We start from the raw sequence: 22,993 nt of genomic DNA, 5'->3' as shown, positions 1-22,993 counted from the left end.
CTGGATGTGTTGCCTGTAAGACGCGCGAGCGTTTGTTGCGTTTCCGAGAGTCGCTGGGTGCTGGCGGGAATTGTATACAGGAAGAGAATACAGGGAGCTGACCTCTGCCACGTTGTCGCTCAGCTCCGGGGTGGGGAAATAGAAGTTCCGAAATATCTTTTCCCTTGGGAATAAATTTTGGAGCTCTGCGCTCACACGGTAGTAGCCTCAGCCCCTAGAAAGCACTCGTAAGGGCTGCAGGTATAGAACCACCAACCAACCAAGATATGATGAAACTAAAAACGTCTACCCTGCTAGCGCTCTCTGCTGCTGTTTTTGCAATTGTTCCGTTTTCCTCCTCAGCCCGCGAATACCAATGGCAAGTCGTGAAGGACGGTCTAAACAAGCCAACTGGAATTGATGCCGTTTGGAACGGTGTCGTCGCCTTCACTCAACTCCCTACGCCTGGCGTGGGAGGCGGTGAAAATACCGTAAGCCTGCTGAATCTTGCCTCTGGCAATGTCACTGACTTAAGCGTCGGAGAACCAGAACCGCTCAACATCGCAGTCGGCAATGGCGGAGACATCTACTGGACTTGCAGAACGGCTAACGTGATTCTGAAGTACAATCCTGAATACGGAAAGATGGTCTTCCTCGGGGATGAGGAACTGATGAGCCCGACCGGCATCGACGTTGCCAGCAATGGAGACGTGCTATTCACAGAGGTTCCGAATCCTGGCGTTTTTGATGGTAACCTCGTCTCAGTCTCCAACGGTATGACTACCACTACGGTCTCCGATTTCGAGCCGGATCCCACCGACATCGTTATCGCGAAAAACGGTTACTCCTACTGGACCTGCAAGACGGCGGGAGTCATTGTTAGCCGCTCTCCAGCAGGCGTCGTTGAGGTTATGTTGACCGGCCTAAACAGTCCCACTGGGATCGCTCTCAACGGAGACGGCTCCCGCTTGTTCTTCACGGAAGTGCCGACCCCAGGGGTCTCGGGAGCGAATGGCGGCACCAATACGGTCATGGAGTACGATCTCCAAACCGGAGAGCTGAGCCTCGTTGCCGCCGGCTTTCCTTACCCAGCCGATATCACTGTGGCGCCGAACGGCTTGGTCTACTGGACCTGCCAAACGGCCGGCGTGATTGTTCGCGGATGGGTCAAGAAGTAGAGGCGACCTCTTGATCTTCGATTTGGGCCTTGCCCCAAAAAACGATTCGAAACTGCCCACCGCTGTCGAACTTTCCCAAAGTCCGAGTTGGGCAGTTTCATCGTGTCTTGTTGCTGAGCAAATGGACTTTCTGGGCGAAGTCCCTGCCCATGAGCACCTAGCCTTCCGACAGGTAGTGCCAGGCGTCGTGCTCGCCGTATGCGAGTTCTTCGGTAACGGTTGAGAGCGTGGCGAAGGGGTCTTGCTCGGTGAAGGCTTGTTGAGTCCGCCGCACCGTGTCGGCGTATTTCATGACCGGTTCTTCTTGGCCGCTGCGTGAGTCGGTGATGCGTCCGATGACAATGGGCAGGGAATTGTCGTGGAAGGCGGCCCGCATGAGGTTCATCAAGTTGGCTAGGTTCTGCTTAGCTTTCGCGAAGGGAAGCCAGCTCGTGGCCAATAGGATGAGTAGGGTAAGGGATGGGGTGCGTATGGCGGCAAAAGGGGCGAGTTTTGTGTTGCGGATACGCTCAAGCGGAGCGCCTTCCGTAAGGCGCTAAAGCGCATTGATTGAACCTTGCTCGTTCATCTCTGAGAGCAGATTCAACTACGGCATCATGGTGACTGTCCAACGAAGGTGGGAGCGTGCTTGTCACGCGATTGCGTTACCGGATCAAGGCAGTGTTTTCGCGTGACAAGCACGCTCCTACACCCAGCGAATTGCGCTTGTCGCGAGTTGACCTGCCTGCTCGCTCGTGAAAGGGTTCCGGCTGTTCGCTTACCGATGAGGCGGATGAAAAAGGAATTCAGCTTATGAAGGTTTTGGTAGTGGGCGCGAGCGGTGCAACGGGCCGTTTGCTTGTGAAGGAATTGCTGGCGCGAGGCCTGTCGGTCTTGGCGATCGTGCGCTCGGCGCAGCGCTTTTTGCAGGCGGTGGGGAATCACGATCGCTTGAGCGTTTTGGAGGCAGCTGTCCTGGACCTTAGCCAGGAGCAGCTCGAGCAGTGTGTCGGTGGCTGCCAGGCAGTGGCCTCTTGCCTCGGGCATACGCTCAGTTTTAAGGGCGTATACGGAAGCCCGCGCCGCTTGGTCGCGGAGACGACCCGGCGTTTGTGCGAGGCCTTGAAGGCGATTCGGGCCGAGAGGCCGGCGAAGTTTGTGTTGATGAATTCCACCGGCTGTCGGAACCACGATATCGGTGAGAGCGTGTCGCTGCCGGAACGCTGCGTGGTCGGGTTGATCCGTTTGCTGGTGCCGCCGCATCGGGACAACGAGCTGGCGTCCGCTTACCTGCGCAGGGAAGTAGGACAAGGGGATGAAGGACTAGAGTGGGTGGTGGTCCGTCCCGACGGTTTGGTGGACGCCGAGCGGGTATCTAAATACGAGATACATCCGTCGCCAATCCGAAGCGCGATCTTCGACTCGGGCAAGACGAGCCGGATCAATGTCGCTCACTTTATGGCCAGCTTGCTATGCGAGCAAAGCCTTTGGGAAACTTGGCAAGGCAGGACCCCGGTTGTCTACAACGTTGCATCTGGGGAGGCCGACGCAGGTTAGGATCGTTGCACCTCATGCGCTGATTGTTGTGGATTTTGGATACAGGGGCTCTTCTCGCCGACTCATTTCGTGGAATATCTTTGCAGGCAGGCAGGAGGGCATGGGCGGGAGCTGCAGTGGCTAATCGCCGTGGCGAGGTTTGTTGTCGGGTTTGTGCTTGGCGGCGCTCAGGGCCCTCCTGCCTTTCTTCGGCTGAGGCCTGCATCGACAAGCTGATCGCCTTTGACTTCGTCGGGCGTTTTCTAGTTGATGGGCTATGGTCGCATTGAACCCGTCAACGTTGAAGCAGTGGGCTGTTCGCTTGATGGCTATCCTCGTCGTGGCTTTCGGGCTGGTGGGTTGTGGGCAGAAATCGATCGAGACAGAGCCTCCCGAGCTTGACCTGCCGCCCTTGCCGCGGGAGTTCCGTGGGATTTGGATCCCGACCGTGAGCAACATCTGTTGGCCGAGCGCATCCGGGCTCAGCGTCGCTCAGCAGAAGGCCGAGCTGATCGCTCTCTTGGACCAGTCGGCGTCACTCAACCTTAACGCAGTTGTCCTGCAGGTGAGGTCCATGTGCGACGCGTTTTACCCTTCGGAGATTGAGCCGTGGTCCGCTTATCTCACAGGCGTGGAAGGCCAGGCGCCCTCGCCGGAGTACGATCCATTGGCATTCGCAGTTGAAGAAGCCCATAGGCGGGGCCTGGAGCTGCACGCGTGGTTTAATCCTTACCGAGCCCGAAGCCTCAATGCCAAGATCAAGAGCGCCCCGGACCATATCACCGAGCGTCGCCCGGATCTGGTTCGCCGCTACGGTCGTTACCTGTGGCTCGATCCAGGTGAGCCGGAAGTCCAGGCTCATACGCTCAGCGTGTTGCTTGACGTGGTCGAGCGCTACGACATTGATGCCGTTCACTTCGATGACTATTTTTATCCTTACCCGGAAACGGATGCCTCGGGTAAGTATTTGGAATTTCCTGACAATGAGAGTTGGGAACGTTTCGGAAAGGATTCCGGACTTAGCCGATATGATTGGCGAAGGCGCAACGTGGATCAGTTTATTCAGCTCGTGTGTCAGGAAATACGTGACAAGAAGCCGCAGCTGAAATTTGGTATAAGCCCTTTCGGGATTTGGCGGCCGAATAATCCTTCAACGATTCAAGGCCTCGATGCCTACGCCATGCTCTATGCTGACGCCCGAAAGTGGCTGCGGGAAGGTTGGTGCGACTACCTTGCTCCGCAGTTGTATTGGCCCGTAGACCATCCGCCCACTAGCTTTCCTGTTTTGCTGGACTGGTGGTGTTCCGAGAATCCGAAGGGGCGTCATATTTTTCCGGGCATGAACGCGATCAAGACGGCGAGCGATTGGGAAGTATCCGAAATCGTGAGACAAGTAGAATTGACTCGAGCGCAATCGAAGGCGGAGGGGCAGATCTTCTGGAGCGCTGCGGTGCTCGCTGCAGTCCCCGAGCTTGTTCAGGAGCTTGCGGATCGCTCTTTTTCTGAACCAGCCCTGGCGCCCGCCTTTCCTTGGCTCGCCGAGGGCGAAGCCATCGCCCCATCGCTCGCCGCCAGCCTCGACGAAAGCGGGAGCCTCGTCTTGTCGTTTTCCACAGTCAAAAACGAGCCGCCGTGGAAATGGGCGATCCAGTCGCTCGAGTCGGGCGAATGGCAGACCCAAATCCTCCTAAGCTCCGAAGCCTCTTTCACTTTCGCGAGGAAGCCCGAAGCGATCGCTCTCTTCGCGATCGATCGAGCTGGAAACGCCAGCTTGCCGGCAATCTTAGAGACGGTCCCATAAGACTGTAGGCTCATCCGCGTAGCAGGGGTGCAGCTTGCTGCAGACTGCAGTGCAAACGCATTTCATAGCGCGAAGCGGTCTGGACCAAGGTCCAACCCTACGAATACGCGACTTATGGGACAGTCTCTTGGATTCGGATTCATGGGGCCAGCTCTGGAAGCGAATGTTAGAGGTGCTACTTGAGCTTTGAACAATGGTCCCTTTTGCCTCTAGCTTTCGCTATCCTATGAGATCTTTTGAAGACGTTTTTGCAGAGGAGATTAGCGGTTTGCGCATTGCCACTTCCTCAATCCCGACGGAGCAGGCCCACCTTGAGCGATGCATGGAACTCGCTGGCGAAGTGGTTTGGAGCGGCTCGAATGCGGGTAATGAGATCGGTAGGCTTTTGGGGGACAGAGGGGTTGCCCTCTTTGATCGGGTCGCGAATCGCCTCGCGGCAGCGCTCGCTTCGGAAGAGGCGGAGGAATTGCGGGGCCCCTCCCAGTTCTTGGCGTGGATCATGCGCGTACACGACATTGGAAAGTGCGATCTGAAAACCCTCCGCTACGATGGCAGCGGGCATGAGGAGCGTTCGGGTGACTATGTCTTGGCTAAGGCTGGTCGATTGGCGGATGAGCTAGGATGGAGCGAGGAAAATGCAGCCTTGCTGGTGCACTTGAGCCGTTTTCACAGTCATCTCGGCATTGCTCGCTTAGGGGAGGTTTCCAACGTCTTTCTTGAGCCTGTCCTCTTGGAACTCTTAAGGATGGATACGCGTCGCAAGCGCTTGTTTCTCGACTTTCTGGTGGTGATGACCTGCTGCGATGCGGGAGCGAGCGGGAATTTCGATACAGGCACCTTCTATCTCGATGAGAGTCGCATCGTCTTTTACACGGAGATCGCCGATGAGCTTTTCGATATCGCAGAAACCTTTGCTGGCAGCGATGCGAAATCAGCCTCTCTGGCCCTCTTGGAGAACGCTGCGTGCTTCGAGCGCACAGTGGTGCGTATCAGGAGAATGGTGACGGCTGAGAATCGCTTGCATACGCGGTCCAGTGAAGTCTCTCGCGCTCTCGAAGCGGTGATAGAGCGATCCTTGTTGGACTTGCAGTCATTCGCTCTCACGCAATTCGATCATGGGGCCTATGTGTTTGCTCCGCTGCTGGCGCTGCTCGCAGACGAAGCGGGTGGGCTCGACCGAACTGCCCTCGAAAAATTCCTCATCTTTCTCGGCCAGCTCTGCGCTAAGGATGGATCTCGAAAAACGGTCCAGTTTCGCCGCAGCTTCTCCATGAAGGCGGACTTGCAAGCGGCCAACGGCGAACGGTTCCGCAGTCTCTGCGCAGCTGTGAAAAGCGGAAGCCCAGAGAAGATGAGGGTTGTGATCGAGCGAACGGAGTGAGGGTGCCGATCGGCGAGGAGGAGTGGCCTTGATGTCAAGCGGAGGACCGCTCTGAGATCAAGGCCGAAGCCAGTCGCCGCTGGCTCTACTTTTCGTGGATGGCTACTTCGTCTACAAAGAACTCGAGCACGCGTTTGAAGCCGCCGCGGAGGAATGTGAACTGTAGTCTTCCATTGGATACGTACTCGCCTAGAGCGTCGGTGCGGAATTCGATGACATGGGTTTGCCACTCGGTAGTGAGCTCGAATTCCTCATCAACGCCATAGTTGTTGCTTGGGTTGTCGTCCTTGAAGAGACGTACCATCGCTTTCCCTGGCATGGAAGCCTTAACAGAGAAGGAGAGGTAGTAGTCAGTGTTAGGTTCCAGTTCGATTCCGTTTTGGCGCAGGTGAAGCGTCTTGGGGTCGCCAGCCAAGTTGCCCATGCGAATGCGAGCTGCGCGTTCTTCCATGAAGCCTGGAGTTTCAATGAGTTTCTTCTCTTTGCTCAGACTCCGGTCCCAACGTGAAAGTCCCCAAAATCGCCATGACTCTTCGAAACCACTGTTGTGGACTAGATTGTTTTCTGAATCTCTGGTCGAGAGATTGAGGCGAATTCTTGTGTTAGAACCACCAGCGCCCAAGAGTAACGTCCGGCCATCATCTGACACATTTGAGATAGTACTATAAAATTCACCCTTGGTGTCATGCCCTACTGATAGCATGAACTCGTTTATATTTATAGGAGACCAGTTGTATCTCCGATACCAAAAGATAGCATTTGAAGTGTCTTCTGCATCCTTCGCAGTTCCAACAACCATAGAACCGTCGCCAGAAACGGCATACGAATAATACGGTTTCTGGCGGTCCAACCCTGATAATTCGATAACACCATCTGCTTCTGACCAACGGTATTGAAAGGGTTTATTCGGTCTAACCCGAGCTTCTCCGATCAAGGTCTTACCGTCGCTCGAAACATCCGCAATGAGTCCTTCAGAGCCTTCCACATGGAACGGTCCGAATTCTTCTCTCCCGCCGCGTTCTGTCCAAACGAAACCGGCATAATTAAAGGGGTAGCCCTCGTGATGGCCGACGACGACACTTCCATCCCCAGAAACTGCGATTCCATACGATGAGGTGTAATCACCCGGAAGCTTTCCTAACAACTGCAACCCCTCTGCCTCGGTCCATCTGAATGCCTCGGGAGCGAAACGTTCCCAAAAGGAACCCACGATCGCATTTCCGGTGGCTGATATTGATTCAACAGCAAAACTTCCACGAATGCCTTCCAATGGACCTAAATCAATGTATTTCAGACCATCACACTCTGACCAATGAAATGGAACGGAATAGTCCAACTCGGGATGACTGGCCATGCCAGCAGCGGCACGACCTTCATTTGCTACGGACCAGATCGCTAAAGAATAAGGCTCTTCTTGCTCACTTACAACGACTTCACCTGCCTCTGTCCATTTCTTGATCTGCATATTCCCTGTCAGTTCAGATCTGACAGCCCAAAGGAATGCCTTCCCGTCTGGGGACATATTTCCTAAAGTAAGGTAAGGTACGATATCAGATGCTTGAACATTCGGGCCGTTGAAGACCTTTCTTGCTGGCGAGGGAGCGGATCGATTGCCTTGGCTGTCAATGGCGACAATCTCGTACAGGTAGGGCCCGGGTGTGGCTAACTTTTGGTCGATGTAACTGCGGTTGTTGCTAGAGCCGACGATCTTACCGTCGCGTATGATTTCGTATTCAACAACCCCTGCGGTCCCAATGGGAAGATCCCACTCGAGCAATACTGCTGAACGGGAAACGAATCGAGCGTTTAGCTCGGTCGGCTTCTGCGGCATGGGTGTTTCAGCCCCCAGTCGATTCCAAAGTACTATATGGTCGATATCGATGGACTCATTTTCCTTCAGGTCCTCGTTGTTCCCGATCGCGATCAAGAGATGGTCAAGTCTTTTGAACCTATCGTCTATGTTGAAATTAACCGTGAACACTTGCCATTTCGGAGTGAGATTAAAGGTGGTAGGAGTTAGGAAGAATGGATCCTCAACGTCGCCATAGCCCTCTCCTTTTAGGGCTACGACAAGATCTGACCCCTCCTTCGATCTGGCGGAGAACGACAATTGATACTCGCCAAATTCGTTAACATCTCTGATGAGCTGACCCAGGGTCCACTCGTCATCCGACGTTTCGGATTTTATTGTCAGGTAGTTTGTATCGGAAAGCGGGTCCTCCGTTACTTCCTCGGGGAGTTTTGATGAGTGCACGATATCTACATCGCCAGTCTTCACTACAGACCAGGGTCCACTGCGAGTGGGGTCGTTTTGAAACTCCCCGTCTCTAATGCTATTCACTACCTTGGGAATCCTGAGGTTAATTTTCTCTGATCTCTCCGAGGCAAATCCTTTGGTGTTTACAGCGACCAGATGATAGGAATAGCCCTCCCCGGGAAGAACAAATGAATCGACAAATTCACTTTTGCTGGTAGAACCGATTAAAACTCCGTCGCGATATATCAAATACTCTGAAACGTCTGCGCCTTCCGATGCCCCCCATGAAAGCCTGGTAGCTAGATTGAATTCTGGATAGGAATAAATAGTGTATCCGAAAATTGGAGCTTCGAGAACTTCGCTGAACAAATCTGTAGGAGGAGGAGGTGTCCCCAGGTCTAGCTGAACCCGGAATGGATAGTTTGAACCTCTTCCATTATATTGGCAATATCCGAATAACGTTAACCCGTCTGCTGAAGCGTCTGTAATAGTAGTAAATGAGAGTCCATTACGATTGAACCCGTTTGAGTCAAAATATTCATTAAGAGTCGTCGCCCTCCAGTTTACTGCCTCATGCCAAAAAACACCCAATTTGGGACCGTGCCGGTATTCTTGAGCATACCCCACAACCATTTGCCCGTTTTCCGAAACGGCTTTGGCGAGAGAGTTACTCCGTTCGTTCTCATTCGGTCCAGCTAGGCGTATGCTGCCTTTCCCCTTTTCCCACCTAAATGCGTCGTGTCCATTATATCGATCATTAGAATCTCTATTAAATCTCCCAACTAAGACAGTTCCCTCTGAATTGGCATCTTCTGGTTCACCAAAAATGCCTAGGCCTTCCATGCCGGAATCGTATGTCCATTTAAAGATCTCCTCGCCCCTCGCGGTATCCGAAAATCCCCAAATAGTCTCTCCATCCTCGGAAACGATTCGTGCTTCGCTGTGCGGAAATCCACCTAGAAAGCCTAGGCCTATCAAGCCTTCGGATTCCGACCAGCGGAATGCTTGAGTGCCTTTTGAGCTTTCAGCGTAGCCCACAACCACTGAGCCATCGGCAGATATATCGAGCGCCAAGTCATAAGGTCTAGTTGTGTCTATTCTTCCAAGCACTCGGAACCCTTCCTCCTTGGTCCAGCGAAAGGCTTGAGCCCCGTTTTCCGACCGTAAGCGGCCTGCAACTGTCTTGCCATCTTCTGAGACCGCCCAACCTTGGCTAGATTCGTATTCTCTCGCCGTACGGACTAGGGTCACGTGTCCGTATTCTTCACTCCAAATATACAAACCCTCACCGAATATGCCATTTCCGACGGCAACGCTCCCAACGGAGTTTGAGTCTAGTGGGTTGAATCTTTGGACACGACCAGATTGGTCCCTGAGAAGCTCAAAGCTCACTACCCCAGCCCGTAGCCCGCAGCTTGAGAGGATTGTTAATGTTAAAAAGAGGAGTCGGAATCTTGTGATCATCTTATTTGAGGAGAAGCTTTTGAATTTGTGTCTTAGCGACTGTCGTGCTGGCGAGAGCGCAAACGACTGCGGCTGAGGGAACAGAGTTTTTCGGAGTCGTGATGGGATGTGTTCGGGTGGTTGAGGTCTAGGGATGGGTGCGGACTGTTCGTTAACTAGGGATGAGGGCGATCTCTCCCTAGGCTTGATACGCTTCACATCGCGTATTGGGAATCTTGAGACACGGGTTCGGGTCAAAAATCGAGAAGGGACCTTGTTTGCATTTCTTTAATGCATGACCAGTACTGCCGTAGTCGCTAGTTGCAGTCGTGACTGTTTTTCCGTGGGGAGCGCCTTTCTCGCTCGAATGGGAGAAATCGCTAGGGATTTGAGAGGATTCACGAAAACGAGGTAGAACCCTAGGTTTAGATATGTCAATTATACGGACCTTGGATTCGAGACTCTAATCCTTTCCCCTAGGAAGAACTGCAAGATTTGGATCTTACTTCGTAAATTTAATACCTTCAGGCCATCCAGTATGTGCCTGTCGCTTCCTCGTGTAGTTCAAGTGATGCGCACTGGAAGCTGAGCTTATCGGTGGCGCTGTCCACGAGCGTAGTGTCCTGCGTTTCGAGAAAGTGTAGGCGTCATGGTTTTTGCTCGATGCTTAAGTGAGGCGGGCGCTTCTGGCTTCGTGTCTTTTGTCTAGGAACTTAGCTTTGGAAGAGCAGTTCGTTGTAGGTGTGCACGCCTTTCTTCTTGTAGAGGTTTTGAGCGTGCTTTTCGGCGGTGCGCTTGCTGATGCCGAGCTCTTGGGCGATTTGCGGGAGGGTGAGGCCGTCGAGCAGGAGGGCGTGGATTTCGCTTTCGCGTTTGGTGAGGGGAATTTCAGCTTTTTGAAGTGTATCGCTTTCTTGGTTACGCCAGATGACGAGTTGGCTGCTTTCGTGCAAGTAGCGCTTTTCGGGCTGGATTTTGAGGTGGGCCAAGAGTTGCTTGCGGGTGATGTGCGCTGTGTCGAATTGCAGGCGGGCTTGGCCGTGCAGGTGATAGCGATTGCGGTAGCGGGAGTCTTGGGACGCGATAGACCAGCCGAGCTGGCCTAGCAGAGCGAAGAGGGAGGTGAGTCGGCGAATGTCGAGGGCGAGGGTTTCGCTGCTGCGGAACTCCTGAAGGATTTGCTCGGCTATCTCGTTCTCGGACATGGAGGGCGGAGGATGTTGTTATTATTTGGAACCACGGATATACACGGAGAAACACGGATTGGATTTGTTTGGTGAGTATGGGGCCCCGTCATTTTGTAGGCCGGGGCGTTGACTCGGCGGTCTTGGCTCGTTGAAGCTCCTCTGACTACTTCGGATCAGTTGTATTGAGTGGGCTGTCGGAGCGGAGGGTGGCGAGGAGTTCCTTGTTGGAGGTGAGCTTCAGTTTCTCGCGGGCAGCGGAAAGCTGGCGGCTGAGGGTGTCACGGCGGATGTGGCGTGCGGTGGCTACTTCGCTGACGCTTTGGCCGGCGGCAAGGGCTTTGAGCAGCAGCAGCTCGCCGGGGCTGAGGGTGTCGAGGTGGAGCAAGCCGTAGGTCTGTTCCATGATGACGGCCACGATCTCGGCCTTGCGTTGGGCAATCTCTTTGGCGTGCATGCGGTGCAGGAAGGGGGCGACGATCTGTCCGGCAGTCTGTAGAAGTTGTCGCTCGTGCTCCGTGAAGTCGCGGTAGCGTCGATTGAGGATGAGGAGGAATTCGGTGGTAGAGGTAGTGCAGAAGGGGAAAGCCAGCTGGTAGCGGGCCTCTAGGTGGCGATAGACCTCTTGGTAGAGCGGGTTGTCGCGAAAGAAGGCGTCGCATTGGTAGTCGGAGAGCCGATAGGGATGTGGCAGCAGTCGATGCCAGCCCACATGGGTGATCACGGGATGGTGCTTCAGGTTCTCCACCAGGGAGGGAATTAGCCTGCCGATGCGGGAGCGATGGCTTTCCGTGACGTGGCTTTCCTTAAGAAAAGTGAACGCTGGGGTCCACTCGTTCCAGCAAACGCAGTCGCTGGGGATGAGTCGATTCAGGTAGAGCAAGGTGCACTCGGAGAGCTCGTCTCGATGTAACAGCAACGAGAGGTGGCGCCCGAAGTCCCGCAGCACCCTGAAATCGGATTCCCGTATTTCGTAGGACATTGGATTAAACTAGAGGAGGATTCGCCAGCGAATATGGCCGATCACGCCCCCTAATTCAATGAATTAATTCAGGAAATACGTAGTTCGTGGGGTGGGGAGCGTCCTGTCGATGATGTACCTTTTTGACACAAGATATGCTAAACTATAGACTGCCAATTTACTGGGTTTTTATAACGTTTGTTTGCTTGTTCCTTTCTGGTTGCACTCTCCGGATTAAGTCCGGTGAGCCAAAGTTATTTATAGGGATTACAAGGATTCTAGTAGATGAGCTTCAAGGTCAGGACCCGGGTGTGAGCTATGTTGGGAGTACCAATTTTGGAGTTGCTGTTGAAGACTCTAATCTTGTCGTTGGTATCAGCAAATTGAGAGAATACTCGATTGACGGTGGATCTGTGTTGGTAGCGGAAATTGAAAACGATTTAACGGCAGAAATTTTTGTGGCTGCTGCGAAAGAAGCGGGGGTTTCGGTTGTATATCTAGTTAAGTAATGAAAAAAATAATTATTCTCATATTGGTTGGCCTTGGGGGCTGTGTTTTTTATGGATGTAAGCACGGTAATGCAGTTACGTTTGCTACAAGTACCCAGCTAGGGGTGAAAGTTGGTACAAATGCTCAGTCAGTTCCTGAAATAAATATCGGATACGCTCGTCAAGAGGGAGCTAAAGTTCCCGTATACTGGGAACAGAAAGAGACAGAGGATAATTTTTCGGCTTCTCAGCCGACAACTAATGCGATTTTAAGGCAGGTGTTGTTGTCTATCGAAAATGGAGATGATGCTCAATCTCTGGACTTAATGGAGCAGGTTCTCGAGGTTGGTAAACGAGATGATGGAAAGTCGTTGGTTTTGCTGGAACAGATAAAAAAAGTACTGACTCCGTCTGCGGGTGGAGTTTTGACCGCTCAAAATAGGTCTACTGCCAAAAGCCTCATTAGCGCCGAAATGAGTAAGGCAGCCTCATTCAAGGAGTTTTACGAGGATGGGAAGTTTGCAGGAACTTTTGAGATGAGTGAGTCCGGGTATGTTATTTCTGATTCGCTTTCTGTTATGGGTACTTTTGCCGGAAGTGGGAAGGGGAAGTCAAAGGGAGGTGACGAAGGTAGTTCATCTATTAGCCAGTATTTTGTGACAGGGGCGGCAGCGCAGATCCTTGCATGGAAAGGGGGCGCAGCATCTGTTAATCCGGCTGCTGAAACCCCTTCTGAATTAAATGAGGAAAAGGTTTTTGCAGAGGGGTTTAAAGAGGGGGAACAAATTGTTACTTTAAGTAGTGAACTGTCTGGTTGGATTTATGATCAAGATAGTGATTCTGATGGGAGCATTGATATTGGTGAAAAACTTAGTGCTTTGAAAACTCTTCGAGGCCCCGACGCCAAGCCGTCTGATGCACAGTTGGGCCTTGGTGCAGGAAAGAATAACAAAGCAGAGTTGGAGATTTGGCTGCAGGGACTGGGTAGGGATATACTCGGGAAATGGAAGAAGAGAATGGAGACCTTTTAGTATGTGCTATGTAACAGTTTATATTGTCCGGTGCGTAGGGCATGTTGTTTTTGCTAGAGGTAAGGCTGAAGCCATGGGGGAGGAGTTTGACGGACCATTCGATTGTTCAAACGCCCCGATGTCCATCGAAATGCATCTTGTTGAACTCGTCGAAAATTATGACGGTATGACGAATGTTTTAGTGGAAGTGATCGACGGAAATTTTAGCGGTGACGTGTATTCGATACCGATGTCTTGTGTCGGTTTCCGTCAGCTATAATCTCCACAGCTTTAGACAGTGAAAGTTTGGTTTCTCTTTGGTAGGCTAAGATGAAGCTTGGTGACAAAGAGTCAGGCTTCGTTTTTAAGCAATGCCAGAGGCAGATTTTTCTGAATCAAAACTCAGACGTTAGTGATTGGTTGCAGAGAACATTTGTCAGGTTGGCTGGTATACTGCAGATGGTGAGTCCTGATTGCTGCACCTTCAATGTCCATAGTTAGGGATTGTTTTCTTGACCTAGGTTGTCCTGCATGGGGCGGGACCAGGCTGATAGTGTCTAGCGGGTTGTCGGTTGGATAGTCAGTGTTGAGGGGAGCGGGGCTGCAGGGGGCTCGGTGCTTTGGGCGTCACCTTCCGGACGCCGCGCTCGCGAGCTAAGTTAGGATCTGTAAAGTCGAGATGGTTTTGTCGGTAAACTTTACGCTTTCTGATTTGTATGGCTCGCTTGCTGGTTCTTGATTTGGCTTTAAGTGTATAAAGATGAGGGGATTAGCTGTTATTGGCGGTTTTTGTTCTCGTTGAGAATCGATTTGGCCCGGTTTAAGTTGTCTGATACTCATGAAAACTGTTCTTAATACCCCAAAGCTTCTCAGTTCTCTCAAATTCAGCCTGCTGTTCCTCGGCATTGTTCTAAGTGCTCAATCATTGAACGCGGACGAAGATTATTATCCGACCGATGAAACGGGCGAAACCAATCCGCTTGAGCCGGTGCCTGATTCGGGTAGCACTGCAGTACTTGTCCTTATGGGTATCGCTGCTGTCGCGGGAGCAGGCCGTTGGGCTCGTCGCTCTGCAAGAGACTAGAATCCGGATTGGACTTACTTAGCGGCGATTGTTAGGCGGGAAGTAGTAGCATCAGGAAGCATCTTCCAAGGACCGAGCTGTTTTTCGAAAGCCCTCTCGCTTCTTGGGCTCTGGAACGGTTACCGTCGCTCCTGTCCCTACGTTGTGGCTAGAGGGCGGGCAAGCTCTAGCCTTCTTTTCCAATTTCTCCATGAAGAGCCTTCGCACCCCTCGGAACTAGGTTCTGCGGTGTCGAAGCCCTGTTCGGGGCCGGGGACGCTGTGCTAAGAAAGTGTGGCATTCGAAATCAAGTTGTTGGAATTTGGAGAAACCTTTCTAATGATCTAGCTCATGGATCAGAGACGGTTGAAGTGGGCACCAATACTTTTGTTGTTGGGTGTCGCTCTTACCCAGTTCTACTTCTCCAGGACGGGTGAGCTCTCGGTTTGGAAGGGAGGGGGCTTCGGAATGTTCTCTAGCTACGATGACCCTGGAAATCGTCTGTTGAGAGTAACGCTGGTGACGGAGTCGGGAGAGCGGTTTCCTGCTGCGGTGTCGCTTCCTAGAGGACAGGATGCAAAGCTCAGAACAATGCCGTCGAGGCAGCGATTGCGGAGAGTCATGGAACAGTTCTCTACGGCGGAGTGGTTGCCGATCGACCACGATCTGAGCCGGGACGAAGAGCTCGTGCAGCGTTCGTTCTCTGCGATTTATAAAAATGTTTCATCGGGTCTTAGCGCGAAGATGGCGAAGGAGCTAGGAGTCGAGATGATCGAAGTTGAGTTGAATAGAGTTAGGTTCGACCGATCCAGAGGCACTCTGAAGTTGGTGCCCGTTATTGAAGAGACCATAAAATGGCAGGGGCAGTGAGTAGGGGATCGAGAATTGCAGAGGCCATCTCGGAGCTGTTTCGAGTCCCCCAGCAGGTGGCTAGGCCCGAAAATCAAGTTCAGCTGGTTCTCACACTGACCCTTTTCGTGCTGTTTCTGCACGCTGGGGACGGGAGCCCGGTTAATATTCCGATTAAGCTGTTGGTGATTGTCGGCTTTCTGTGGAAAGCGTGTTTGCGGGATTGGTTGTATTGGGTTTTCACCTCTATTTTCGTATTCTATGCGAACTATCTAAATTGGGACATAATTGATAATCACGATTACCTGATAATGTATTGGGTCTTCTCGATAGCGTGCCTTGCTTGGATTGGGGAATTCAATTTCGAGTGGAACGCTCGTGCGTTGATAGGCTTGGCAATGTCGCTTGCGGCTTTGAACAAATTGCTCTCTCCGCAATACATGAGCGGAGATATGTTTAGCTATCATTTGCTATTGGATCCGAGATTTCATGATCTAGCTACATTTGTGACCGGTCTCGAACTATCTGATCTGAGCCGCAATTTTGAAAGGTGGATGGCTTTCAGGGAGTCTTCGAGTCTGTCAAGGGAACTTCCGTTGAATGGTGTCGAAGAGGTTCGAGCTCTCGCTTCCTTCATGACCTGGTGGGGTCTCGTAATCGACGTTTTAGTGGGAGCGTGCTTCTTGATTCCGGCCTGCCGGGTTGTGACGAAGATAGGGAATATAGCTCTATTGATCTTTATTTTTACGACCTATCCTATTGCGAATGTTGTAGGGTTCGGGTGGATACTAGCAGTGTTGGGAGTTGCTCAGTGCGAGCCATCGCAAGAGAAAATGAGGTTTGCCTATTTGCTCTCTTTTCTCGCGGTACTTCTTTTCAAGCTCGTATGAGAGTGGATTGTTCGGAGTAACGACGTTGAGGCGACTGAGGGTTTGGTAGTTTTTTGGGGGGGACCTGCTCTTGTTTCCAAGTGTCAAGGGCAAGCTGTAAATTCAGGGTACGGTTGAGCTGGAAGCGGGCTCTTTCGCGAAGACCGTGATCGGCGATTGGATACGCAAATGCAGTGCCTGGATACCCCTCTAGTCGCTGCACTACCTCGCCTCTCAACAGGGATATCAAAACTTTGCATCAAAATAGCGAAACTGGCTGTCCAGTTAAAGGGACGCTGCAGCGATGAGCTTCTCGCTTGTCTCGATTGGACAGTGTAACGGAATGTTTGGTACGGAGATTTGAGCCCGATTCCGTTGGGGTCGCTTTCGAGCTTGAGTTGGAATTCCGATCGTTTCTTGGACTTGTTCTTTTGAGAGGATACGTCGGTCGACCTCAGTTGTTCGGAAGATGATTCGAGTTGCTCTGTTTTCGTGCTTGAATCATCACAGTTCTATGAATCAACCGAACCGAAGAAAATTTCTTGTGGGGGCAGCTGCGTTGGGTGCTGCTTCCGCGCTTCCTGCTCTCTCTGGCAAGGAGCTAGACTCTAGCCACAAGCTCGTGCATCACGTCTTTTTCTGGTTGAAGCGTCCTGACTCTCAGGAGGACTTGCAGCTGCTGCTGGAGGGGATTCGCGGCCTGGCTCGTGTTCCTTCGGTCAAGGGCCTTCATGTTGGAGTGCCGGCGAGCACGGAGAAGCGCGAGGTAGTGGACAACAGCTTCAGCGCCTCGGAAATCCTCTTTTTCGATAGCGTGGAAGGACAGGACGCCTACCAAGTCCATCCTTTGCACAAAGAGTTCGTGGAGAAGTATTCCCATCTTTGGGACAAGGTCGTGGTGTATGACGCAATCTCGGTTTAAGAAGCCTCCAATAGTGCGAGTTTTTTTTTTTGGCGGTTGGGACCTTGGTCCGGACTGCGTAGCGCCGGGGCGGGTTTGCACTGCGGTCTGCAGCGAGCGGTGTTCGGCGGAGGGGGCTGATTAGGAGTATAGAAAAGATGGATACAGAGAAAATCGGGGTTTCACTCGTTGGGCATTGCGGTTGGCCTCGGTTTTTTGGATCGGCTCTAGCGTGTGGAGTTAAGGTTGCTCGCTGACGCCGTTGTAGTTTTTTTCGGTGCATCGAAGGGTGGAATCGGAAGAAAGGCGGGTCGCTTGTTCGACGCGCAAGAGCTTTGTCTCTGTTTCTCTAGGGTAAGTGTATATAAGGTCAGTTTTGATACCACTAGATTGCCTGTCCTGTGTTTTTTGGATCTATACCATTAAGGGGAAACGCAAGGGTGGGATGCTGCGCTTCTATCATTGGGGGAATTTGACATCGATACCGCTTTGGAGTAAACTCAAGGACTGCTGCTCTGGAAAAAAGCTCTTGGCCCAACGTCGACGCCAATCAATACAACAATGAAAACTGCCATCAACTATCACCTGACTCACACGGTTTTTGCGGCCCTCGCAAGCGTACTTTTTCTAGCATCTGTAAACACCTCCCAAGCGGCCATTTTTGCTAAGTATGATGGCATTGATGGAGAGTCGAAGGACGCGTCGCACGAAAATTGGATCGACGTTCTCAGCGTTGATTGGGGAATGAACAAGCCGGGAGGGGGAGCGACGGGGCAAAGTCGCCGTCGTGGCGCCGCCGTCGTGGAAGACGTTGTGCTAACGATCGAATACGAAAAGTCCTCGCCCAAGCTCCAGGAAGCTTGCCTGCAAGGCAAGGTGATACCCAAGCTTGAGATTGAGCAGACCGCAAATTATGGCGGCAGTCGCCAGACCTACCTCAAGCACGAATTCAAGAATGTCAGGATCACCAGCTACTCGATGAGCGCTTCTGGATATGACGAGGGACCGCAGGTCGTGGTCGTCGCTTGTAGTTTTGAGGAAGTTAAGGTCACTTATACCGAGTTCGACGACGAAGGCCAACGGTTGGGAAATGTCGAATACTCTTGGAAGGTGGAAGAAGGTACGAGGTAGTCCAAGGCTCATCGGGCTTTCATCTCGACGAGTCTCGTGATTCGCTTGTCTCTCGGTTTAAAGGAGCACTGATTTGTGTTCGGGCTCGGTCGTGCTTTTGTGTAGGATTGTTGGATACGAGTAAAGGGGGGGCGAACATCAAGATTTAAGCCCTGACCCTATCTCCTCTTGCCGGCGAGTGCGGAGAAGCTCGAGGTCGTCGACATTATCATTAGCGTTTTGGAAATCCTCTTTTGCGAGAGCGTGGAAGGGCAAGACGCCTACCAAGACCATCCCTTGCTCAAGGGGTTCGTGGATAAGTATTCACATCTTTGGTACAAGGTTGTGGCCTACGACCTTGTCCGTCTAAGGTGTTTGGTAGAGAGCGGTTTTCGCCCGTTTGACGAGAAGGCGAAATTCAATAGTAGGAAGTGCCCTTGCGGCACGATTAATCCTGCTTGGTTGCGGGGCTTCACCAGTCGCTCCTCTAGCTATGCTGGACTCGTGGAGGTTGCTCTCCGCAATTTGATCAAAGGTAGAGCGAGGAATGTTGTCGCTGCACAGGGTGTTTACTTCAGTTGGGGACATCCAGATAGATGACAACTGCTCCTATGTCATCTTTCTGGCTCCCCCTTGTTTTCAATGTTCCGAGTAGAGCTAGTTTTCCTCAGACCAACCATAGGGAAATACGTCCAGTGTAATCGGTTCGGCGGCTTTATAGCTCCCGACGATGCGGACGGCCCCTTCGGGTACCGGATAGCGAAAGTAGCCGCGATCGATTGGGGAAGAAGCGTCGCTTGCGGGTCGATTGGGAAGGTTCTCTTTGCGCTCCAGCAAGCGTCCTTCGTTGCTGTAGATCGCACGTGTCCATTTCCACTCTGGCTGGTTGCTCGAACTCTGGCTAACCGGAGTGGCGTAGGTTGCGATGCTTGTCTCTCCATTTGTGTTGGCGAAGACTTGGATAATGAAGTCCTCGAGTTTGGGGCCGAGCGTTCCGTCGGGAAACCATATTTGCCCCGTTTGTCCCGACCCGGATTCGAGAGAAAAATCCCAGCCTAGTGCGCCGCCATTGGACAGGGGGATCGAATCGTCGAACTGCGCTTGCCCCATGTCTTGGCCGAGAAAGTAGAGACGTTCGTTTTCGATGCGTAAGGGAGCGGAGGTAATCGGCTCGAAGAGACGGTGAATGGTCTGGCTATCGCCAGCGGCGAGGAGTCGAGCTGGCAAAAACAAGGTGGCGAAGAAGAAGATGAGGCTGACAAGGCTGCCAAGCAGAAGCCCCGCTCCGTAGTCGACAGCGGGTGACTTCTTCAGGCTCTTCCCCGGAAGCGCGAAGTAGAGGAGCCATGGAAGGAAAAGCGCGAGAGCGGGAGCGCCGTAGCGGTAGCTAGCGGGAGCGAGGGAGTGCGTCAGGTGCAGCGCGATCCAGACCAGGAAAGGGCTGATGAAAAGTCCGAGCAAGGGTAGCCAGACGGCTTCTTTGGCGTTGGCTTGCTTCCGTTTGCTCTGCCTTGGGGGCTGAGGGGATTCTGGAGCGGGCACAGCGGCGGGTTCCGTCCATGCTTCCACGGTTTCTTCTTTTGCAGAGGGATCGATTTCGAGGATAATTTGAGCGGAAGGCAGGATTGAACCAGGGGCTAAAACGGGACCGCTCACGATTCCGTCGAGCGGGCACCTGACCTGCAAGCGTCTTTTTTGCGCATCCTGGATTTCGTAGATGGCTTGCCCGGCTCGCAAGAATTCGCCCGGAGCGGCAAGGGCCTTCTTTATCTCCATCGGATAGGATCCGCTTTGCGGCGAGCTGATGCGTTTTGTGTCCATTTTGTGAGTCACAAAAGGGGAGCCGCCCTCGGAGTTCAAGACCGAGGTCACCCTCTAGGAACGGGCCCTTAAGATAGCAACGCCTCCCATGTCGTCTTTTCTGAATGCCAATACTCCTGAAGCGTCCGGGAGTTGGCCTCGCTTGTTTTAGGCGAAGGTGCCTTGGCGGGTTTCTTCGATTATGGACCAGATGATGTCGACGCGGCCTTCTTCGATCAGGTCTAAAGGGGACTTGTTTCGGAGATTGGGATTGGTCGTGGTTAGCCAACTTGCGATGTTCTTGGGTTCGATGATCTCGCTGAGGGCCTCGATGAGTCTGACCGCCTCTGTTATCCCGCGCTTCGCACCTTTCGATACGCGACCGGTCTTTTCGAAGGTGATGAGCGTCTCACGGGAGTTGTTGCTCAGCTTGGCGAACTTTTGCTGGTTGAGCTGGACGGTCTTTCTCAGCTCCTTAAGTGTCGCCGCGTTGAGGGGCTTAGTGTCGAGTTCGCTGATCATCTTGTTTCGGTCCTTCTTCTTTGATCAACGACCCTAGCATCAGCTTGTTTGAAAGAAAAGTGGAAAATTCCACTTTTAGGTGTTGGGAATGGGAGTGAGCAATTTGATACTTTCGGAACGCAGGAGCTTGCCTGGAAAGATCACTACGTTTCGCCCGTTTGGATTACTCGTAGTTGATGGAGCAATGATGCCTTCGTATCCGAGATCGAATGCGGCCCTGCCTAAGGCTTGGGTGATGGCTTCCGCCCTGTCAAAGCGGTTCGTATTGCGCCAGTCGCAGTTTTGGATCGCGATGTTGGATAATCTCAGGCGTTGGCGAAGCTTTCCGTTGGTGAGGTCCAGGAGGTGAAAGAGTTCGGCTCGTATGTCGACAAGGGTCGACGGAAGCGAGCGATGGTCCTGAAGGCGGTTGTAGCGATTGGCTGCCAACATCTCTTGCAGGGCGGTTTCCGGTGTTGTTGAGGTGTAGAGGCAGGGGAACCTGCCTTGGGGATGCCAGCGACCAGAGACCTTGAGTGCTCCCATTCCGCTCGTTGCGTCCATTCCCGAGGAGTAGCGAGGATGAACGAATCTAAAGAGCGTTCCTTGGAACTGTTCGCTAGATCCTTTGGGGCGGCCTTGGAGGCGGCGGCAGAAAGCCTCGAATTCGGGGTGTGGACATAAGGGGCAAGAGTTAGTTTTTTTGGTGGGGCGAGGTAACAGCTCGCGTTGGTGCTTAGGAGAGTAGGTCGGGGCGTATATCAAGATTTAAGAGCTGACCTCATTTTGCTTTCCTCGTGTTTAGGTTCATCGTGCTCTATTGGATCTGTTTCTATAAGGTATCTGGGAGCGATTGATTATTATATTATTAAAAACTGAGTCGTCGGCGATATTCTGAAGGGTTTTTGCGATTTTACACTGATTATATTCGGGCATGGGGCCAATTATGATTTCAGGTATTAGGTCGCGGGAGTCCCCATCGTTGATAGGATTCGCCGCTTCCGGATCTCGTATTTTGGTTAGTTTTAGCTTTGCGACTCTCCGGATCGGATTAGCTTCATCATCGAGCATCCACTCATTTGTTATTGTGGGTTCGAAGGGGGCTACCTTATCTGTATCGTGATACGTATTGTATAGAAGTCGCCACTCTTGTTCTTCTTCGAATCCGGGGTGTTTGGTGAAGAAGGGGAGCTGGTAGAAAATGGGCTGAAGCGCGTCCATTATCTTGATCGGGTCTTTCTCTGTTGTTGGGGCATGTACATCGACGGCTGCTAGCACCTTATCTCGTTGTTCGTTTTGATCGTAGGAGACCTTGTCTAGCCGGAAGCTGTGAACCGAATGCCCCAGTAAGCCTTGCAGTACTTGTGTATTGAAAATGATTCCTACTGGATGCTCACCTCCGTAGCCCCTCCACATTGAGAGGCGTCCGTCACGCTCCTCATGGTCGCCTTTGAATTGGGAGAAACAGGAGAAAAAGGTGTTTTGCATGAAATCATTCTCCCAGCTTTCGAGATTCTCGCGTAGACCGAATTTGTCGATCGCTCTCGCGATACCACTGTTAGTCTCGAGGATTCTCCATCCATGCTCGATTTCTGAGATGTCGTTCATGTCGCGGGCATTTGAAAGCCATAGCTCTTTGTTCAGCAGAATCGAAGCAGCTACTTTGGCGTTGGTATAGTGGATGAGTTTTTCGGGAGGGAGAGGCGGATTCATTTCTCGAGGTCGGAATTTAGGCTTGAGTTTGTGTGTCTAAATGACGTACAAATCAGTCGTGAAAGCTGAAACTGAAAGGTTGGCGACTCGGATTCGTCCGGAGGATAAGCAGTTGATTGAGAAGGCTGCGGCGCTGTCGGGTATTTCGGTTTCGGCTTTCGTTAAGATGCGCCTCCGAGAGGCGGCGTTGGAGGTGATTGAGCAAGAGCGTGTTATCCAGCTTAACGCCGAGGATTCTTTGAGGTTTGCAGAGGCATTGTTGGCTCCGCCGAGGGAGCCTACGCCCGAGTTTGTTGCTGCTTGGAAGGCTTACAAAGAAAACGTGAAAGAAGCTTAGGTCGCGACTTCGATGAATTTTTCGATGTCTTTCATTGGTAGGAACATCTGTTTGTTTTCAAGTCGTTCGAAGCCCCAGCTTTTGTAGATACTCGCTACTTTGTCGTTTTTGGGATCGAGAACGAGTGCGGCAGATCCTGCTGACTTAGAGGCTTTTAGGGACTGCTCAAGGGCACTCATCATCAGCATTTTACCGACGTCAGTTCCTTTGGTGCCCACGTCTCTAGCGATTCGCCCCAGTAAGGTGACGGGAATTCGTTCGTATCTTGGCAGGCGTTTTAGGAATTTCTGGGGAAGGTCCGTTGAGGCGATACTGGCGTTTGAGAGGGTGTAGTAACCAAGAATGCTAGATGGAGCGGATTCGGTTGTGATGACAAAGCAAGTTGAGGTTTTTGCCTCTGCTTCTTTGCGGGCCCGCTTTTTGAGGTATTCGTTGAGTTCGAGCTCTTCGCAAATGAATGATTCTCGGTCGTGCCTTCTGGGATCTAAGGGCACTATAACGTACTGGGTTTCGGGCATGGTTGTGAGTTGTTTGCTCGATACAGGAGTTTGGAAAAAAGCCCCGCACTGGATTAGGGTGCGAGGCTTTGGAAGAGTTGATTTAGGCCCGCCTACTGGCAGCTCTCGCAAATTGCCTTTGTTCTCGTGTTCACT

21 protein-coding genes are annotated in these 22,993 nt (G+C 52.3%); 12 read left to right on the top strand and 9 right to left on the bottom strand.

Annotation, left to right across the window (positions count from 1 at the left end; all coding sequences use genetic code 11):
- Nucleotides 1–266: 266 nt before the first annotated feature.
- A complete protein-coding gene (locus IEN85_RS04810; protein WP_191615928.1) occupies nt 267–1,157 on the top strand; it encodes a Vgb family protein in 891 nt (296 codons plus the stop codon).
- Between the two features lie 157 nt (nt 1,158–1,314).
- Here the strand turns inward: IEN85_RS04810 and IEN85_RS04805 are convergent, their stop codons facing one another.
- Nucleotides 1,315–1,596 carry a hypothetical protein gene (locus tag IEN85_RS04805; protein ID WP_191615927.1) on the bottom strand — a complete coding sequence of 94 codons (282 nt, stop codon included), beginning with the start codon at nt 1,594–1,596 and terminating at the stop codon, nt 1,315–1,317.
- Between the two features lie 353 nt (nt 1,597–1,949).
- Between IEN85_RS04805 and IEN85_RS04800 the strand changes: the two genes are divergently transcribed.
- From IEN85_RS04800 to IEN85_RS04790, 3 genes are all read left to right on the top strand, one after another.
- Entirely contained in the window at nt 1,950–2,693 is a 744-nt protein-coding gene (locus IEN85_RS04800) for an NAD(P)-dependent oxidoreductase (protein WP_191615926.1), read from the top strand.
- A 304-nt stretch (nt 2,694–2,997) separates the two neighbouring features.
- Nucleotides 2,998–4,473: a glycoside hydrolase family 10-like protein gene (locus IEN85_RS04795; RefSeq protein ID WP_191615925.1), complete on the top strand. Its 1,476-nt coding sequence runs from the start codon at nt 2,998–3,000 to the stop codon at nt 4,471–4,473.
- Between the two features lie 226 nt (nt 4,474–4,699).
- Nucleotides 4,700–5,854, top strand: coding sequence for a hypothetical protein (locus tag IEN85_RS04790; protein ID WP_191615924.1), 1,155 nt, complete (start codon nt 4,700–4,702; stop codon nt 5,852–5,854).
- Between the two features lie 85 nt (nt 5,855–5,939).
- On the opposite strand, the gene IEN85_RS04785 is transcribed toward IEN85_RS04790, so the two are convergent.
- From IEN85_RS04785 to IEN85_RS04775, 3 genes are all read right to left on the bottom strand, one after another.
- Entirely contained in the window at nt 5,940–9,362 is a 3,423-nt protein-coding gene (locus tag IEN85_RS04785; RefSeq protein WP_191615923.1) for a carbohydrate binding domain-containing protein, read from the bottom strand.
- 905 nt (nt 9,363–10,267) lie between these two features.
- Nucleotides 10,268–10,759, bottom strand: coding sequence for a helix-turn-helix transcriptional regulator (locus IEN85_RS04780; RefSeq protein WP_191615922.1), 492 nt, complete (start codon nt 10,757–10,759; stop codon nt 10,268–10,270).
- Nucleotides 10,760–10,904: 145 nt separating this feature from the next.
- The gene (locus IEN85_RS04775; protein WP_191615921.1) at nt 10,905–11,720 is read right to left on the bottom strand and encodes a LuxR C-terminal-related transcriptional regulator; all 816 of its coding nucleotides are present in this window, start codon (nt 11,718–11,720) and stop codon (nt 10,905–10,907) included.
- 134 nt (nt 11,721–11,854) lie between these two features.
- On the opposite strand from IEN85_RS04775, the gene IEN85_RS04770 reads away from it, so the two are divergent.
- From IEN85_RS04770 to IEN85_RS04740, 7 genes are all read left to right on the top strand, one after another.
- Nucleotides 11,855–12,208 (top strand): hypothetical protein, encoded by a 354-nt coding sequence (locus IEN85_RS04770; protein ID WP_191615920.1) that lies wholly within the window; start codon nt 11,855–11,857, stop codon nt 12,206–12,208.
- Nucleotides 12,208–13,218, top strand: coding sequence for a hypothetical protein (locus IEN85_RS04765; RefSeq protein WP_191615919.1), 1,011 nt, complete (start codon nt 12,208–12,210; stop codon nt 13,216–13,218). Before IEN85_RS04770 ends, IEN85_RS04765 begins: the two co-directional genes overlap by 1 nt.
- Before the next feature lie 817 nt (nt 13,219–14,035).
- Nucleotides 14,036–14,281 carry a VPDSG-CTERM sorting domain-containing protein gene (locus IEN85_RS04760; RefSeq protein ID WP_191615918.1) on the top strand — a complete coding sequence of 82 codons (246 nt, stop codon included), beginning with the start codon at nt 14,036–14,038 and terminating at the stop codon, nt 14,279–14,281.
- Between the two features lie 330 nt (nt 14,282–14,611).
- Nucleotides 14,612–15,130, top strand: a complete 519-nt coding sequence (locus IEN85_RS04755) for a hypothetical protein (RefSeq protein WP_191615917.1) — start codon at nt 14,612–14,614, stop codon at nt 15,128–15,130.
- The gene (locus IEN85_RS04750; protein ID WP_191615916.1) at nt 15,115–15,999 is read left to right on the top strand and encodes a hypothetical protein; all 885 of its coding nucleotides are present in this window, start codon (nt 15,115–15,117) and stop codon (nt 15,997–15,999) included. The genes IEN85_RS04755 and IEN85_RS04750 overlap by 16 nt, the downstream gene beginning before the upstream one ends.
- 493 nt (nt 16,000–16,492) lie before the next feature.
- Entirely contained in the window at nt 16,493–16,900 is a 408-nt protein-coding gene (locus IEN85_RS04745) for a Dabb family protein (RefSeq protein ID WP_191615915.1), read from the top strand.
- 540 nt (nt 16,901–17,440) lie between these two features.
- The gene (locus tag IEN85_RS04740; protein ID WP_191615914.1) at nt 17,441–18,010 is read left to right on the top strand and encodes an Hcp family type VI secretion system effector; all 570 of its coding nucleotides are present in this window, start codon (nt 17,441–17,443) and stop codon (nt 18,008–18,010) included.
- 636 nt (nt 18,011–18,646) lie between these two features.
- On the opposite strand, the gene IEN85_RS04735 is transcribed toward IEN85_RS04740, so the two are convergent.
- The 4 genes from IEN85_RS04735 to IEN85_RS04720 form a co-directional block, all read right to left on the bottom strand.
- Nucleotides 18,647–19,810 (bottom strand): hypothetical protein, encoded by a 1,164-nt coding sequence (locus IEN85_RS04735; RefSeq protein WP_191615913.1) that lies wholly within the window; start codon nt 19,808–19,810, stop codon nt 18,647–18,649.
- 147 nt (nt 19,811–19,957) lie between these two features.
- Nucleotides 19,958–20,311, bottom strand: coding sequence for an antitoxin Xre/MbcA/ParS toxin-binding domain-containing protein (locus tag IEN85_RS04730; protein WP_191615912.1), 354 nt, complete (start codon nt 20,309–20,311; stop codon nt 19,958–19,960).
- A gap of 75 nt (nt 20,312–20,386) precedes the next feature.
- Complete coding sequence (locus IEN85_RS04725) at nt 20,387–21,055, bottom strand: RES family NAD+ phosphorylase (protein ID WP_224772445.1); 669 nt, start codon at nt 21,053–21,055, stop codon at nt 20,387–20,389.
- Nucleotides 21,056–21,097: 42 nt separating this feature from the next.
- Nucleotides 21,098–22,003 carry a DUF2971 domain-containing protein gene (locus tag IEN85_RS04720; RefSeq protein ID WP_191615910.1) on the bottom strand — a complete coding sequence of 302 codons (906 nt, stop codon included), beginning with the start codon at nt 22,001–22,003 and terminating at the stop codon, nt 21,098–21,100.
- A 40-nt stretch (nt 22,004–22,043) separates the two neighbouring features.
- Between IEN85_RS04720 and IEN85_RS04715 the strand changes: the two genes are divergently transcribed.
- Nucleotides 22,044–22,340: a type II toxin-antitoxin system TacA family antitoxin gene (locus IEN85_RS04715; RefSeq protein WP_191615909.1), complete on the top strand. Its 297-nt coding sequence runs from the start codon at nt 22,044–22,046 to the stop codon at nt 22,338–22,340.
- Here IEN85_RS04715 and IEN85_RS04710 read toward each other — a convergent pair.
- Nucleotides 22,337–22,858 (bottom strand): GNAT family N-acetyltransferase, encoded by a 522-nt coding sequence (locus IEN85_RS04710; RefSeq protein ID WP_191615908.1) that lies wholly within the window; start codon nt 22,856–22,858, stop codon nt 22,337–22,339. The two genes, IEN85_RS04715 and IEN85_RS04710, sit on opposite strands and share 4 nt — an antisense overlap.
- Nucleotides 22,859–22,993: the final 135 nt, after the last annotated feature.

The organism is Pelagicoccus enzymogenes, from assembly GCF_014803405.1.
Lineage (GTDB): Bacteria > Verrucomicrobiota > Verrucomicrobiia > Opitutales > Opitutaceae > Pelagicoccus > Pelagicoccus enzymogenes.
This window is presented reverse-complemented; position numbering and strand designations above follow the sequence as displayed.